This is a genomic window from Streptomyces sp. NPDC017936 (genome assembly GCF_044328485.1).
Lineage (GTDB): Bacteria > Actinomycetota > Actinomycetes > Streptomycetales > Streptomycetaceae > Streptomyces.
In genome coordinates, this window is sequence record NZ_JBIRHK010000007.1 from 128,550 (window position 1) to 142,741 (window position 14,192).

Consider the following 14,192-nt stretch of genomic DNA (forward strand, 5'->3'; position numbering starts at 1 on the left):
CGCCCCGTGATCGAGCCCGTCCGGTCGAGGAGAGTAGCCGGACACGGTCGCCGGGGCCACCCCGTGCGCGAGGATGGGGGCCATGAACGCCATCATCTCCGCATCCGAACTCGCGAGCGCCCTGGCGGGGGAGAACCCGCCGGTCGTCCTCGACGTCCGCTGGCAGCTCAGCGTGGCGAAGGCGGCCGGGGAACCGCCGTTCGACGGCCGGGCCGCGTACGCCTCGGGGCACCTGCCCGGTGCCGTCTACGTCGACCTGGACCGGGAACTGGCCGGTACGCCCGGCGCGGGCGGCCGCCATCCGCTGCCGGACATCGAGGAGTTCGGCGCGGCGATGCGCCGGACCGGCGTGTCGGCGGCCCGCCCCGTGGTGGTGTACGACGGCGGCCAGGGCTGGGCGGCGGCCCGTGCGTGGTGGCTGCTGCGCTGGACGGGTCACCCGGACGTGCGGGTGCTCGACGGCGGGCTGCCGTCCTGGGAGGGGGACCTCTCGGTCGACGTACCGCGGCCCGCCGGGGGCGACTTCGCGCCGGCGCCCGCGGCCGGCGGCCTCCTCGACGCGGACGGCGCCGCCGCGCTCGCCCGCTCCGGCGTGCTGTTCGACGCCCGCGCGGGGGAGCGGTACCGGGGCGAGGTCGAGCCGATCGACCGGGTCGGCGGACACATCCCGGGCGCCGTCTCCGCGCCGACGAACGAGAACGTCGGCCCGGACGGCCGCTTCCTGCCCGCCGAGGAGCTGGCGGCCCGCTTCAAGGCGCTGGGAGCCGGCGACGACGGGCAGGTGGGCGTGTACTGCGGCTCGGGCGTCTCCGGCGCCCACGAGGTCCTGGCGCTGGCGGTGGCGGGCATCCCGGCGGCCCTGTACGTCGGTTCGTGGTCGGAGTGGTCGTCGGACCCGTCCCGGCCGGTCGCCGTGGGACCCGACCCCCAGTGACCCGCTGACGGAAGGCACGGAGAGGACCCGGAGAGGAACCTGAGGAGGGCCGCATCGAACAGATGCGGCCCCGCCTTACGTATGTCTTCTCGTGCGCACCGGTTCCCGCAACCCGGCGGCCACCCCGGGCGAGTCACCCGGCGGTGGCTTACTCCTTGTTCTTGCGCCGGGTGCCGAACACGATCTCGTCCCAGCTCGGCACCGCCGCACGGCGGCCCGGGCGGACGCCGTCGGCCTCCGCCTGGCGGTCGGTGGCGCCGATCAGACGGTCCCGGTGGGCGCCGACGGAACGCGGCATGAGGACGTCCGCGTAGGCGGAACCGGCGGACGCGGCGGACGCCGGGGGTTCCTCCACGACCGGCTCCTCGACGGGCTCCTCCGGCTCCTCCGACGGGCGTTCGGGAACGACCAGGTCGCCCCGGAAGCTCGGGACCGCCTCCAGCAGGCTGGTCAGCGAGTCCCTCTCCCGCTCGCCGGTGTTCTCCTCGGCCGGTTCGGACGCCTGCGCGGGCAGGCTCGGCCGCTCGAGGGCGCGGTCCATCGAACGGTCGCGCGGCAGCCGGGCGATGCGCGGGACGAACGGGAAGCTGGGCTCGGGAGCGGCCAGGTCGTCGGACTCGCCGATCAGCGAACGCGCCTCGTCGTCCACGGCCTGCACGAGCCGCCGCGGCGGGTCGTACGTCCAGCTCGCCGAGTGCGGTTCGCCCGCGACCCGGTAGACGAGCAGGACCTCCCAGGTGCCGTCGTCGCGGCGCCAGGAGTCCCACTGGACGGTGTCCTTCTCGGCGCCGCGCAGCAGCAGCCGCTCCTGGACGGCCTCGCCGAGCTGGGGCCCCGCGTTCTCACCGGGCCGGCGGACGGGCGTCTTGCGGGCCCGCTCCGCCATGAAGGCGCGCTCGGCCAGCACGGGGCCCTCGAAGCGACGGACGCGATCGACGGGGATGCCGGCCATCTGCGCGACTTCCTCCGCCGTGGCACCGGCCCGTATGCGCGCCTGGATGTCACGGGGGCGCAGATGGCTCTCGACCTCGATCTCGATCTGGCCGAGACGGGGACGGTCACCGCGGACGGCGGCGCGCAGACGCTCGTCGATCGGAAGCGTGTACTCCGTGCTGTCCGCAGCCTTCAGCACCAGCCGTGTGCCGTCATTCGAGACGGCCACGACACGCAGTTCGGGCATGGGGACCTCCCGGGTGGTGCCTGCCGACGTCACGTGCGTCGCTGCTTCCGCTAGTCGAGTGTGGCCTGCCCGGGTGCAGCCTGCCACAACCTTGCCGTGTTGCCCGGCGTGTCGGGCACGGGCCCTGGGTCGCCGTTATGGCACGGTTACCTCTTCGCCACGCTAAGTGACCAAAATCGTCACCCTGTGCAACTAGCCCCCTCCTGGCGGTCCGGCAAGGCTCCGGACACCCTGGCGGGAGGCCGGACCCAGGGCTCGCAACAGTACTCCATTCGGACCACGTGCGTGGATCGGCGCGCCGCCCAACTTCTGGCAAGGAGTGCGACTTGGCCGCCCGATGCCCGGATTCGGGGATCTTGAACGTGGCGTACTTCACGCAATCCGCCGATACGGAACCAGGCGCCCACCGGGGCCGTTAGGCCCCCAGAACCCTCCGCAAGTAGTCGTTCTGGAAACGCCGGTCGGGATCCAGCCGGTCCCGCAGCGCCGTGAACTCCCCGAAGCGCGGATACACCCCGGCGAGGTACTCCGCGTCCCGCGTGTGCACCTTGCCCCAGTGCGGCCGGCCCTCGTGCGCGGTGAAGATGCGCTCGGCGGCGGTGAAGTACCTCTGGTACGGCGTCCCCTTGACCATGTGGACGGCGATGTAGGCGCTGTCGCGGCCGGAGGCGGTGGACAGGGTGATGTCGTCGGCCGGCGCGGTGCGCACCTCCACCGGGAAGCTGATCCGCAGGGGGGAGCGGTCGATCATCGCCTTCAGTTCGCGCAGCGTCCCGGTCACCGCCTCGCGCGGGACGGCGTACTCCATCTCCACGAACCGGACGCGGCGCGGGGACGTGAAGACCTCGTACGGGATGTCCGTGTAGGTGCGCGCGGACAGCGCCCTGCTGGATATCCGGGCGATCGCCGGGACGGTGGCGGGCGCCGCCCGGCCGACCCACTGGGCCGCCTGGAAGACGCCGTTGGAGAGGAACTCGTCCTCGAACCAGCCCGCGAACCGTCCGACGGGCCTGCGGGGGCCGGCGCTGCGGTTGTTGCGCTTGGTGTTGGTGCTGCCGGTGTGCGGGAACCAGTAGAACTCGAAGTGCTCGTTCTCCGCCCATAGTTCGTCGAAGTCGGCGAGGACCCTGTCGAACGGCATCGGTTCCTCGCGCGCGGTGAGCAGGAAGACCGGCTCCACGGCGAAGGTGATCGCGGTGACGACGCCGAGGGCGCCCAGGCCGATCCGGGCCGCCGCGAAGACCTCCGGGTTCTCCTCCGGCGAACAGGTGAGGACCGAGCCGTCGGCGGTGACGAGCTCCAGCGCCCTGATCTGGGCGGCGATCGAGCCGGACTCGCGGCCCGTGCCGTGGGTGCCGGTGCTGGTGGCCCCGGAGACGGTCTGCTCCATGATGTCGCCCATGTTGGTGAGCGACAGGCCCTCGCGCGCGAGGGCCACGTTGAGTCTCTTCAGCGGGGTGCCGGCCTCGACCGTGACGGTCATGTTCTCCCGGTCGACGTGCCGGATGCCCGTCAGCAGGTGAGGGCGGATCAGCACGCCGTCGGTGGCCGCGATCGAGGTGAAGGAGTGCCCGGTGCCGACCGCCTTGACCCGCAGCCCGTCCTCGGCGGCCCGGCGCACCGCCGCGGCCAGCTCGTCGACGGAGGCGGGCGCGGCCTCCCGCGCGGGGCGCGCGGTGACGTTGCCGCCCCAGTTACGCCATGTGCCGTTCCTGCCGCTCGCTGTGCTGCTCAACGGTGCCTCCCCGACCCGGAGCCGGCCTGGTGAGCCGGCGGTACCCCAGGAAACCGACCGCGACCGCGACGGCCCCGGCCACCGCCGGGACCCCGTACCCGGCCCGCGCGCCGGCCGCGTCGATGACCCAGCCGGCGATCGACGAGCCGAGCGCGACGCCGACGGCGAGCCCGGTGCTCACCCAGGTCATGCCCTCGGTCAGCTGCGCGCGAGGTACGTGCTCTTCGATGAGGGACATGGTGGTGATCATCGTGGGAGCGATGGCCAGACCCGCAACGAACAGCGCCACGGCCAGAAACGGCAGGTTCCCGACCAGTAGGAGGGGGATCATACTCACGCCCATCATGAACACGCCCAGCAGCCAGCGGCGTTCCGGGTTCCCCTTGGGACGCAGGAGGCCGAACACCAGGCCCGCCGTGCAGGACCCCGCCGCGTAGAGCGCCAGGACGACGCTGGCGGCGCCCTTGTGGCCCTGCTCGTCGGCGAAGGCGACGGTGACCACGTCGACCGCGCCGAAGATCGTCCCGGTCGCCGCGAAGGTGGTCACCAGGACCTGCAGGCCCGGCGAGCGCAGGGCGGTGCCGCCGCCGTGCCGCTCGCGCGGGTGCGGCTCGGGCTCGGTGGCCCGCTGGGCGGTCAGCCAGAAGACGCCGACGGCGAGGAAGCAGGCGGCCAGCAGCGGCCCGGCCTCGGGGAACCAGGCCGTGGACAGCCCGATGGAGATGATCGGCCCGAAGATGAAGCACACCTCGTCCACCACGGACTCGAAGGAGTACGCGGTGTGCAGCTGCGGGGTCCCCCGGTACAGGGCCGCCCAGCGGGCCCGCACCATCGCGCCGAGGCTCGGCACGGAACCGATGCCCAGGGCGCACACGAACAGCGTCCAGTCCGGCCAGTCGAAGTGCGCGGCCAGCAGCAGCCCCGCCGAGGCGGCGAGCGCGACCAGCGTCGCGGGGCGCAGCACCCTGCGCTGCCCGTGCTGGTCCACCAGACGGGAGATCTGCGGCCCGAAAGCCGCCGCCGCCAGCGCGATGGTCGCCGACAGGGCGCCCGCCAGGCCGTAGCGCCCGGTGAGCTGGGAGACCATCGTGACCACGCCGATGCCCATCATCGACAGGGGCATCCGGCCGAGGAACCCCGCGGCGGCGAAGGCCCTGGAGCCGGGGGCGGCGAACAGAGCGCGGTACGGGCTGGGCACGGGGGTCTCCGGTGGGGTCCGGTCACGCGTGCGGGGTACGGCTCGGCACGGCGCGAGGGAAGGCGGCTCTGGGGACTCGGCAAGGCGTGCAAGGAGCGCGACAGTGCAGGTAAGGCGTGAAGGGATCTCTTACAGCTTACGAGTTAGGCAACCCTAACGCACCCCTCACGGACCACTCCGGGCGGGCGGCACCCCGGCACCACGCCCGCGCGACGACCGGCACCACGCCCGCGCGGCCCGGCACCGCACCCGTACGCCCCCCGGTGTTTTCCGGCTGTCGGTGCCGGGTGGCAGGATCGAGACATGCCAGACGCGCTCGATGCCACCCCCTACGACGCCCTGCTCCTGCTCTCCTTCGGCGGCCCGGAAGGCCCGGACGACGTGGTCCCGTTCCTGGAGAACGTGACGCGCGGGCGCGGCATCCCCAAGGAACGCCTCAAGGAAGTCGGTCAGCACTACTTCCTGTTCGGCGGGGTCAGCCCCATCAACGACCAGAACCGCGCCCTGCTGGACGCCCTGCGCAAGGACTTCGCCGACCACGGCCTGGACCTGCCGATCTACTGGGGCAACCGCAACTGGGCCCCGTACCTGACGGACGTGCTGCGCGAGATGGCCGCCGACGGCCGCCGCCGCGTCCTCGTCCTCGCCACCAGCGCGTACGCCTCCTACTCCGGCTGCCGCCAGTACCGCGAGAACCTCGCCGACGCGCTGGCCGCCCTGGAGGCCGAGGGTCTCCCCCCGCTCCGGGTGGACAAGCTGCGGCACTACTTCAACCACCCGGGCTTCGTGGAGCCCATGATCGACGGCGTGGTCCGGTCCCTGGCCGACCTGCCCGAGGACGTCCGCGACGGCGCCCACATCGCGTTCACGACCCACTCGATCCCCATGACCGCCGCCGACACCTCCGGCCCCGTGGAGGACCACGGCGACGGCGGCGCCTACGTCCGGCAGCACCTGGACGTGGCCCGCCTGATCGCCGACGCCGTCCGCGAGCGCACCGGCGTCGACCACCCCTGGCAGCTCGTCTACCAGTCCCGCTCCGGCGCCCCGCACATCCCGTGGCTGGAGCCCGACATCTGCGACCACCTCGAGGAGCGGCACGCCGCCGGGGCGCCGGCCGTCGTGATGGCCCCCATCGGCTTCGTCTCCGACCACATGGAGGTCCTGTACGACCTCGACACGGAGGCCACCGCCAAGGCCGGGGAGCTGGGCCTGCCGGTGCGCCGCTCGGCCACCGTGGGCGCCGACCCGCGCTTCGCCGCCGCCGTCCGCGAGCTGGTCCTGGAGCGGGCCGCGGCCGAGAGCGGCCGGGACGTCACCCGGTGCGCCCTCGGCACGCTCGGCGCGAGCCACGACCTCTGCCCGGTCGGCTGCTGCCCCGCCCGCGCCCCCCGCCCCGCCGCCGCGGGCGCCGACAGCCCCTACGCGTGAGGAGCGCCGTGACCGACCCCCTGCACACCGACCTGCTCGAGCTCGCCAAGGAGGCCGCCCGCCGGGCCGGCGAGCTGCTGCGGGACGGCCGCCCGGCCGACCTCGCGGTCGCCGCCACCAAGTCGAGCCCCATCGACGTGGTCACCGAGATGGACATCGCGGCCGAGAAACTGATCACCGGCCTGATCTCCGAGCACCGGCCCGACGACGGGTTCCTCGGCGAGGAGGGCGCCTCCGCGGAGGGCAGCAGCGGCGTCCGCTGGATCATCGACCCGCTCGACGGCACGGTCAACTACCTCTACGGGCTGCCCACCTGGGCCGTCTCCATCGCGGCCGAACAGGACGGGGAGACCGTCGTCGGCGTCGTCGGGATACCGATGCGCGGCGAGACCCACCACGCGGTGCGCGGCGGGGGAGCCTGGGCCACCGGCGCCTGGGAGGGCGAGCGCGCCCTCGCCTGCCGGCCCACGGCGCCCCTCGACCAGGCCCTGGTCTCCACCGGCTTCAACTACGTCACCGAGGTGCGCGCCCACCAGGCCGACGTCGCACAGCGGCTGATCCCGCTCCTGCGGGACATCCGGCGCGGCGGCTCCGCGGCCGTCGACCTGTGCGACGTGGCCGCCGGCCGCCTCGACGGCTACTACGAGCGCGGGCTGCACCCCTGGGACCTCGCCGCGGGCGACCTGATCGCCCGCGAGGCGGGCGCGCTGACCGGTGGGCGCCCCGGAGAGCGCCCCTCGCGCGACCTCGCGGTCGCGGGCACCCCGGGCGTCTTCGAACCCCTCCAGCGGCTCCTGGAGGACTTCGGCGCCTGGCACGACTGAGCCGCCGCCGACCGCGCGGAGGGGCCCCGGCGCTGGATTCGCCGGGGCCCCTCCGTCACGCGTGACTGCTCAGACGCCGGACGCGCCGACCTCCACACCGTGCTCGGCGGCGAGGCGGCGCAGGTCGTCGAGCTCGCCCTGCTCCACCTCGACGAGGAAGTCGTCGCCCTCGTCACGAGCCCGCGTCAGGTCGGACTCGGTCGTCTTTATGCGCTGCAGAAGTCCTGCGGTGAATGCGTCCATGCTGCGCCCCCTCGTCCTAGGGTCGTGGGTCGGTGGCACGGGGGTGTGCCGGTTGGGAAGGGGCGATCACGTCTCCGGCGGATGCCCAGCACGCTGCCCTGCTGGGCGGCGACGGTGCCGGACACCCACGCCCGCTCTGCGGCAAACGGGTCGGAGTACCACATGGTGTTGCGGCACATGCAGAGCGTGATCGCGGGGTGTAAACCCGTCCTCCCCCCGCTCCCTTCCGGGGAAACCTCAACCGCACGAGAAAATCTCGCGTTCCCCGGCCGCACACCGCTCCTTCCCCGGCCGCACACCGGCCCTTCGGCGTCCGCCCACCCGCCTTACCGCCGACTTATGGCCGAAAAGGGCAGGATGGAACCCACACACCCGTCAACCCCCCTGCTCGCGTGCGCTCACGCAGCGCTACGCGGGTGGATACAGGAAGGACCAGCGACGTGCGCGTACTCGTCGTCGAGGACGAGCAGCTGCTCGCGGATGCGGTGGCCACCGGACTGCGCCGGGAGGCCATGGCCGTCGACGTCGTGTACGACGGTGCGGCCGCCCTGGAGCGCATCGGTGTCAACGACTACGACGTGGTCGTCCTCGACCGCGACCTCCCGCTCGTGCACGGCGACGACGTCTGCCGCAGGATCGTCGAGCTGGGCATGCCCACGCGCGTGCTGATGCTCACGGCGTCGGGCGACGTCAGCGACCGCGTCGAGGGACTGGAGATCGGCGCCGACGACTACCTCCCCAAGCCCTTCGCCTTCAGCGAGCTCATCGCCCGCGTGCGGGCCCTCGGCCGCCGCACCAGCGTGCCCCTGCCGCCCGTCCTGGAGCGCGCCGGCATCAAGCTCGACCCCAACCGCCGCGAGGTCTTCCGCGAGGGCAAGGAGGTCCAGCTCGCGCCGAAGGAGTTCGCGGTCCTGGAGGTGCTGATGCGCAGCGAGGGCGCCGTCGTCTCCGCGGAGCAACTCCTGGAGAAGGCCTGGGACGAGAACACCGACCCGTTCACCAACGTCGTGCGCGTGACCGTCATGACCCTGCGCCGCAAGCTCGGTGAGCCCCCGGTGATCGTCACCGTCCCCGGCTCCGGCTACCGGATCTGATCCCCGTGGCGACGACACCCGCGCCTCCTCAGGCGCCTCCGAAGCCCACCTGGGACCCCAGGCGGGCCCAGCCGCCGTTCCCCTGGCTGCGCCCGACCATCCGCATACGGCTCACCCTGCTGTACGGCGGGATGTTCCTGATCGCCGGGATCCTGCTGCTGTCGATCATCTACCTGCTGGCCGCCCAGGCCGTGAACACGGGCAACGCACCGCTGTTCAAGATCGTCGGTGGCACCAACATCAGCGTCTCCAGTGAGAACTGCCCGAACATCAACAACGCGAGCGGGCTGACGCTCGGCGAGTTCAACGCGGCGATCAGCGACTGCATCGACCACCAGCGCCAGATCGTCCTGGACGACCTGCTCAGCCGCTCGCTCCTCGCCCTCCTCGGCCTCGCCGTGATCGCCTTCGCCTTCGGCTACGCGATGGCCGGCCGTGTCCTGTCCCCGCTGGGCCGGATCACCCGCACCGCGCGCGCGGTGGCGGGCTCGGACCTGTCCCGCCGTATCGAGCTGGACGGACCGGACGACGAGCTGAAGGAGCTCGCCGACACCTTCGACGACATGCTGGAGCGCCTCCAGCGCGCCTTCACCGCACAGCAGCGCTTCGTCGGCAACGCCTCCCACGAGCTGAGAACCCCGCTCGCGATCAACCGCACGCTTCTCGAGGTGCACCTCTCCGACCCGGGCGCGCCCGTGGAGCTCCAGCAGCTCGGCAAGACGCTGCTGGCCACGAACGAGCGCAGCGAGCAGCTGGTGGAGGGCCTGCTGCTGCTCGCCCGCAGCGACAACCAGATCGTCGAGCGCAAACCCGTCGACCTGGCCGAGGTCGCCGGTCAGGCCATCGACCAGGTGCACGGCGAGGCCGAGGCGAAGGGCGTGGAGATCCGCGGCGAACGCGCCTCGGCGGTCGTCCAGGGCAACGGCGTGCTGCTGGAGCGCATCGCCCTGAACCTCGTGCAGAACGCCGTGCGCTACAACGTCCCCGAGGACGGCTGGGTCGAGGTGACCACGGAGCTCCGGCACGGCCAGGCCGTCCTGGTCGTGTCCAACACCGGGCCGGTCGTGCCGGCCTACGAGATCGACAACCTCTTCGAGCCCTTCCGGCGGCTGCGCACCGAGCGCACGGGCAGTGACAAGGGGGTCGGGCTCGGGCTGTCCATCGCGCGGTCCGTGGCGCGGGCGCACGGCGGCCACATCACGGCCCATCCGCGCGAGGGAGGGGGGCTCGTGATGCGCGTCACCCTGCCTCTCTGAGACCATGTCGCCGACACACGCGGGCTTGTTCGCTTTGCGCGGAATTTTCCGGGTTGCGATCCGGCCCCGCCGTGTGTGATCGATCACAGGGGAGAATTTCCGGCCGTCCACTCTCCGTGATCATGGCGGCCGTCGGAAAGCCCGGAAACTCCGGGTTTTCGGGGGTCCTGATCACGGGAAGTACACGGTGAGGCGCTTTTGTAGTGCGACATTCGGACCGTGTACGGTCCCCATCGCCATCCAACCCGATCACCCGTGAGGAGTCCGGTTGGGTGTCGATTGAGTAACAGACCTTGATGTGAGGCAAAATCTCCGCCTCGAGGCGGGCACAAGTCCGGCCTCTCACGCGTTACGTGCGCTGGAGACACCGCAGACACCCAGAGGGGGAGAGGCGAAATGGCTACCGATTACGACACCCCACGCAAGACCGACGACGACGTCGACTCCGACAGCCTTGAAGAGCTGAAGGCCCGGCGGAACGACAAGTCCGCCTCCGCTGTCGACGTGGACGAGTTCGAGGCCGCGGAGGGCCTGGAACTGCCCGGCGCCGACCTCTCCAACGAGGAGCTGGCCGTCCGGGTGCTGCCGAAGCAGCAGGACGAGTTCACCTGCATGAGCTGCTTCCTGGTGCACCACCGCAGCCAGCTGGCCCGGGAGAAGAACGGCCAGCCGATCTGCCGCGACTGCGACTGAGGGCGGGTCGGCCGTGACTGGCTCGACCCCTCCTCGGAAGCGCCGCTTCCCCCTGCGGGGAGCGGACAAGCGGCCGTCCGACGGCCCTCACGGCGTGCGTGACGACGAGCGGGGCTCATCCGGCGGGGCAGTGGCCCCCGCGGGATCGGCCTCGCTCGAACCCGCGGACGACCGGGGTGACCTCCCGGCCCCGGCACGGGGCGTCGCGCCCGTCGCCAGGCGCAGGGCGGCGGCGATCCGGGGCAAGGCCCTGGACGTCGCCAGGGAAGGCGTCCGCAAGGGCGGCAGCCGGGCCAGAGCGGGCCTGGCGTACCTGACCGACCGGATCATCGAGATGGCGCCGAGGGTCCCCGTACGGGACCTGCAGACGCTCCGCCGGCAGTTCCCCGGCCTCGGTCCGGAACAACTGGCCGACAAGCTCGTGGCGGGCGCGGCGAACGCCACGTCCACCGTCGGGGCGGGCGTCGGCGCGGCGGCCATGCTGCCCGTGCCGCCCGCGATGCCGACCGAGCTCGCCGCGGAGATCACCGGCGTCGCGGCGGTCGAACTGAAGCTGATCGCCGAACTGCACGAGGTGTACGGCGTACGACCGCCCGGGAACCTCGTGGACCGCAGCACCGCGTATCTGCGCTCGTGGTCGGGCGAACGCGGGATCGACGTGCTCAAGCCCGCCTCGGTCAACGCCGCGCTGGGCGGTCAGATGAGGCGCGAACTGCGCCAGCAGATCATGAAGCGCATGGTGCGCGACCTGCCGAACCTGATGCCCTTCCTGGTGGGCGCCGCGGTCGGCGCGCTCATGAACCGGCGGGACACCAGGAAGCTGGCCGCGAAGGTCCGGGCCGACCTGCGCACGATCCAGGTGCCCTGGGACGCCCTGCCCGACCTCCCGCCCCTGGAGAAGCCGGCCGACCCGGTCCCCGTCGAGGGCGGGAGTCCCGCGGGACGCGGCGCACGCCGCGAGGAACCGGGCGACTGAGAAGTCTTTGCACGGCGCGGGCGAAACCTTTGCCCACGCCGCCGTCCCCCGCGCCCTCGCCTAGGCCGCCGTCCCCCGCGCCCTCGCCTAGGCCGCCGTCCCCCGCGCCCTCGCCTAGGCCGCCGTCTCCCGCGCCGCCCGCAGCGCTCCCGCCAGACGCTCCGGCTCCCGCGTCGACAGGTAGAGGTACGGCGTCGGGTCGTCCGGGTCGGTGACCTCCACCCGCAGCGCGGTGGGGATGTAGGCCCGCAGCAGCAGGAAGGCGCGGGTGTCGGCCTTGTGCGTGCGCCAGGCGCGCGCCTCCTCGGGGCTCAGCACCTCCGCCTCGCCCAGCGCCGTGACCGGGATCCTCGCCTCGCCCGCGATCAGGGAGCCGCCCACGACCCGGATGCGCACGGAGCCGTAGGAGCTGGCCACGACCGCCGCGGCGGCGGTGCCGCCGACCAGGCCGCCGAGCATCGGCAGGGTGCCGAACGGCAGCAGGATCAGGGCGAAGGAGACGCCCACGAGGAACGAGACGACCCACCACGAGCGGGGGGCGGTGAGGCGTTCTTCGTAAGGGGTGGCGGAGAGCTGCATGGAGCCAAGCTTGGCACGGTGTCCCGGTACGTCCGGGGCCAGGGGGCCCCGGCGCGCAGCACGGCCGGTCGGGGTGGCGGAGGGCTCCGGACGGGCGGGTAAGGTCTGCGGCTGTGAGTGGTACTTCCGCAGCTCTGCAGCCCCCGGCCGACGCCGTGAAACCGGTTCGGCACCCCGACGCTCCCGTTCCCGGCGAGCTCCTCGGTGCGCACTACGAACAGTGTTTCGGGTGCGGCGGCGGGCAGCCGCACGGCCTTCACCTGGCGGCGAGGGCCGGGGAGGGCGTGACCGTCACCGCCGAGTTCACCGTGCGGCCCGCCCACCAGGGGGCGCCCGGGCTGGCCCACGGCGGGGTCCTGACCAGCGCGCTGGACGAGACGCTCGGCTCGCTGAACTGGCTGCTGCGGACGATCGCCGTGACCGGCCGGCTGGAGACCGACTTCGTGCGGCCCGTGCCCGTCGGGACGACGCTGCACCTGGAGGCCGAGGTGACGGCGGTGGCCGGCCGCAAGATCTACTCGACCGCCACCGGACGGATCGGCGGCCCCGACGGGCCCGTCGCCGTCCGCGCCGACGCCCTCTTCGTCGAGGTCGAGGTCGAGCACTTCGTCCACCACGGTCGTGAGGAGGAGATCCAGGCCGCCATGAGCGACCCGGACCAGGTCCGGCGCGTCCGTGCCTTCGAGGTGAACCCGTGAGCCGCCCTCCCGTACCCGTCCTGATCCGGCGGGTCGACCCCGACGTACCGCTCCCGGCGTACGAGCACCCCGGTGACGCGGGGGCCGATCTGCGGACCACCGAGAGCCGCGAACTGGCGCCGGGGGAGCGGGCCGTGCTGCCCACGGGGGTGTCCGTCGCGCTCCCCGAGGGGTACGCGGCCTTCGTGCATCCCCGGTCGGGGCTCGCCGCCCGGTGCGGCGTCGCCCTCGTGAATGCCCCGGGGACGGTTGATGCCGGGTACCGTGGGGAGATCAAGGTGATCGTGGTGAATCTCGACCCGCGCGAGTCGGTGCGGTTCGAGCGCTTCGACCGGATTGCCCAACTGGTCGTCCAGCAGGTCGAGAGGGTCCGCTTCCAGGAGGTCGCGGAGCTTCCCGGCTCGGCGCGGGCCGAGGGGGGCTTCGGGTCCACCGGCGGCCATGCCGCCGTGGGCGACGGGGGCGGCACAAGCGGTCAGGCCGCCGTGGGCGGCGCGACGGGTGGGAATCGATACGCTTCGGTCGTATCCGACCGGGAAGGACAGTGACGTGTTCGGACGTCGCAAGAAGAAGGGTGCCGCCGAGGACGCGGCCGGCGAGGCCGAGCAGGTCGTCGACAGTGTCGACACTGAGGCGGACGACGTGGAGGGCGAGCGCGAGCGCGTGCGGCTCGAGCCGGAGCCGCGGCCCGACGGGCCGTGGGACAGCTCGGAGGTGCGCGACCCGGCCGAGGGCCGGGTGGACCTCGGCGGGCTGTTCGTGCCCGGGGTCGACGGCATGGAGCTGCGGGTCGAGGTCGCGGGCGACGCGATCGTCGCGGCCACCGTCGTGCTCCGCGACAGCGCCATCCAGCTCCAGGCGTTCGCCGCGCCCAAGCGCGAGGGCATCTGGGGCGAGGTGCGCGAGGAGATCGGCTCCGGCATCACCCAGCAGGGCGGCATCGTCGACGAGGTCGAGGGCCCGCTGGGCTGGGAGCTGCGGGCCCAGGTCCCGGTGCAGCTGCCGGACGGCACGGGCGGCTTCCACGTCGTGCGGTTCGTCGGCGTGGACGGCCCCCGCTGGTTCCTGCGCGGCGTGATCTCGGGCCAGGGCGCGGTGCAGCCGCAGGCGGCCGGCCTGCTCGAGCAGATCTTCCGGGACACGGTCGTGGTCCGCGGCGAGGGCCCGATGGCGCCCCGCGACCCGATCGTCCTCAAGCTGCCGAACGACGCCCAGATGGTTCCCGAGGGCGTCCAGCAGGAGGAGGCCGGCTCCCGCTTCTCCGGCGGCATGGGCCAGCTCCAGCGCGGACCGGAGATCACCGAGGTCCGCTGACCGGTACGGGACAAGGGCCGCACCCCTCGGGGTGCGG

Annotated in this window: 15 protein-coding genes; 10 read left to right on the plus strand and 5 right to left on the minus strand. The window is 72.9% G+C overall.

The window, feature by feature from the left end; genetic code table 11:
* The first annotated feature begins 82 nt into the window (after nucleotides 1–82).
* The gene (locus ACH4F6_RS16430) at nucleotides 83–934 is read left to right on the plus strand and encodes a sulfurtransferase (protein WP_397960836.1); all 852 of its coding nucleotides are present in this window, start codon (nucleotides 83–85) and stop codon (nucleotides 932–934) included.
* A gap of 148 nt (nucleotides 935–1,082) precedes the next feature.
* On the opposite strand, the gene sepH is transcribed toward ACH4F6_RS16430, so the two are convergent.
* From sepH to ACH4F6_RS16445, 3 genes are all read right to left on the minus strand, one after another.
* Nucleotides 1,083–2,114, minus strand: a complete 1,032-nt coding sequence (sepH, locus tag ACH4F6_RS16435; RefSeq protein WP_397960837.1) for a septation protein SepH — start codon at nucleotides 2,112–2,114, stop codon at nucleotides 1,083–1,085.
* Between the two features lie 415 nt (nucleotides 2,115–2,529).
* A complete protein-coding gene (locus tag ACH4F6_RS16440) occupies nucleotides 2,530–3,849 on the minus strand; it encodes a D-arabinono-1,4-lactone oxidase (protein WP_397960838.1) in 1,320 nt (439 codons plus the stop codon).
* Nucleotides 3,809–5,047 carry an MFS transporter gene (locus ACH4F6_RS16445; RefSeq protein ID WP_397960839.1) on the minus strand — a complete coding sequence of 413 codons (1,239 nt, stop codon included), beginning with the start codon at nucleotides 5,045–5,047 and terminating at the stop codon, nucleotides 3,809–3,811. Before ACH4F6_RS16445 ends, ACH4F6_RS16440 begins: the two co-directional genes overlap by 41 nt.
* A 303-nt stretch (nucleotides 5,048–5,350) precedes the next feature.
* Between ACH4F6_RS16445 and ACH4F6_RS16450 the strand changes: the two genes are divergently transcribed.
* Nucleotides 5,351–6,478: a ferrochelatase gene (locus tag ACH4F6_RS16450; protein WP_397960840.1), complete on the plus strand. Its 1,128-nt coding sequence runs from the start codon at nucleotides 5,351–5,353 to the stop codon at nucleotides 6,476–6,478.
* Between the two features lie 8 nt (nucleotides 6,479–6,486).
* Nucleotides 6,487–7,302, plus strand: coding sequence for an inositol monophosphatase family protein (locus ACH4F6_RS16455; RefSeq protein WP_397960841.1), 816 nt, complete (start codon nucleotides 6,487–6,489; stop codon nucleotides 7,300–7,302).
* A gap of 69 nt (nucleotides 7,303–7,371) precedes the next feature.
* Here the strand turns inward: ACH4F6_RS16455 and ACH4F6_RS16460 are convergent, their stop codons facing one another.
* On the minus strand, nucleotides 7,372–7,545 hold the full coding sequence (locus tag ACH4F6_RS16460) for a hypothetical protein (RefSeq protein WP_397960842.1): 174 nt from the start codon (nucleotides 7,543–7,545) through the stop codon (nucleotides 7,372–7,374).
* 440 nt (nucleotides 7,546–7,985) lie between these two features.
* On the opposite strand from ACH4F6_RS16460, the gene ACH4F6_RS16465 reads away from it, so the two are divergent.
* The 4 genes from ACH4F6_RS16465 (at nucleotide 7,986) to ACH4F6_RS16480 (ending at nucleotide 11,564) form a co-directional block, all read left to right on the plus strand.
* Nucleotides 7,986–8,639 carry a response regulator transcription factor gene (locus tag ACH4F6_RS16465; protein WP_266726523.1) on the plus strand — a complete coding sequence of 218 codons (654 nt, stop codon included), beginning with the start codon at nucleotides 7,986–7,988 and terminating at the stop codon, nucleotides 8,637–8,639.
* A gap of 5 nt (nucleotides 8,640–8,644) precedes the next feature.
* Nucleotides 8,645–9,895 (plus strand): sensor histidine kinase, encoded by a 1,251-nt coding sequence (locus ACH4F6_RS16470; RefSeq protein WP_397960843.1) that lies wholly within the window; start codon nucleotides 8,645–8,647, stop codon nucleotides 9,893–9,895.
* Between the two features lie 396 nt (nucleotides 9,896–10,291).
* The gene (locus ACH4F6_RS16475) at nucleotides 10,292–10,588 is read left to right on the plus strand and encodes a DUF4193 domain-containing protein (protein ID WP_003993510.1); all 297 of its coding nucleotides are present in this window, start codon (nucleotides 10,292–10,294) and stop codon (nucleotides 10,586–10,588) included.
* Between the two features lie 13 nt (nucleotides 10,589–10,601).
* A complete protein-coding gene (locus tag ACH4F6_RS16480) occupies nucleotides 10,602–11,564 on the plus strand; it encodes a hypothetical protein (RefSeq protein WP_397960844.1) in 963 nt (320 codons plus the stop codon).
* Nucleotides 11,565–11,678: 114 nt separating this feature from the next.
* Here the strand turns inward: ACH4F6_RS16480 and ACH4F6_RS16485 are convergent, their stop codons facing one another.
* Nucleotides 11,679–12,143 carry a DUF3093 domain-containing protein gene (locus tag ACH4F6_RS16485; RefSeq protein ID WP_397960845.1) on the minus strand — a complete coding sequence of 155 codons (465 nt, stop codon included), beginning with the start codon at nucleotides 12,141–12,143 and terminating at the stop codon, nucleotides 11,679–11,681.
* A gap of 113 nt (nucleotides 12,144–12,256) precedes the next feature.
* Between ACH4F6_RS16485 and ACH4F6_RS16490 the strand changes: the two genes are divergently transcribed.
* Genes ACH4F6_RS16490 through ACH4F6_RS16500 form a run of 3 tightly spaced genes read left to right on the plus strand, consistent with a single transcriptional unit; the run spans nucleotide 12,257 to nucleotide 14,155 of the window.
* Nucleotides 12,257–12,841: a PaaI family thioesterase gene (locus ACH4F6_RS16490; RefSeq protein ID WP_397960846.1), complete on the plus strand. Its 585-nt coding sequence runs from the start codon at nucleotides 12,257–12,259 to the stop codon at nucleotides 12,839–12,841.
* Complete coding sequence (gene dut / locus ACH4F6_RS16495; RefSeq protein WP_397960847.1) at nucleotides 12,838–13,389, plus strand: dUTP diphosphatase; 552 nt, start codon at nucleotides 12,838–12,840, stop codon at nucleotides 13,387–13,389. Before ACH4F6_RS16490 ends, dut begins: the two co-directional genes overlap by 4 nt.
* 1 nt (nucleotide 13,390) lies before the next feature.
* A complete protein-coding gene (locus tag ACH4F6_RS16500) occupies nucleotides 13,391–14,155 on the plus strand; it encodes a DUF3710 domain-containing protein (RefSeq protein ID WP_397960848.1) in 765 nt (254 codons plus the stop codon).
* Nucleotides 14,156–14,192: the final 37 nt, after the last annotated feature.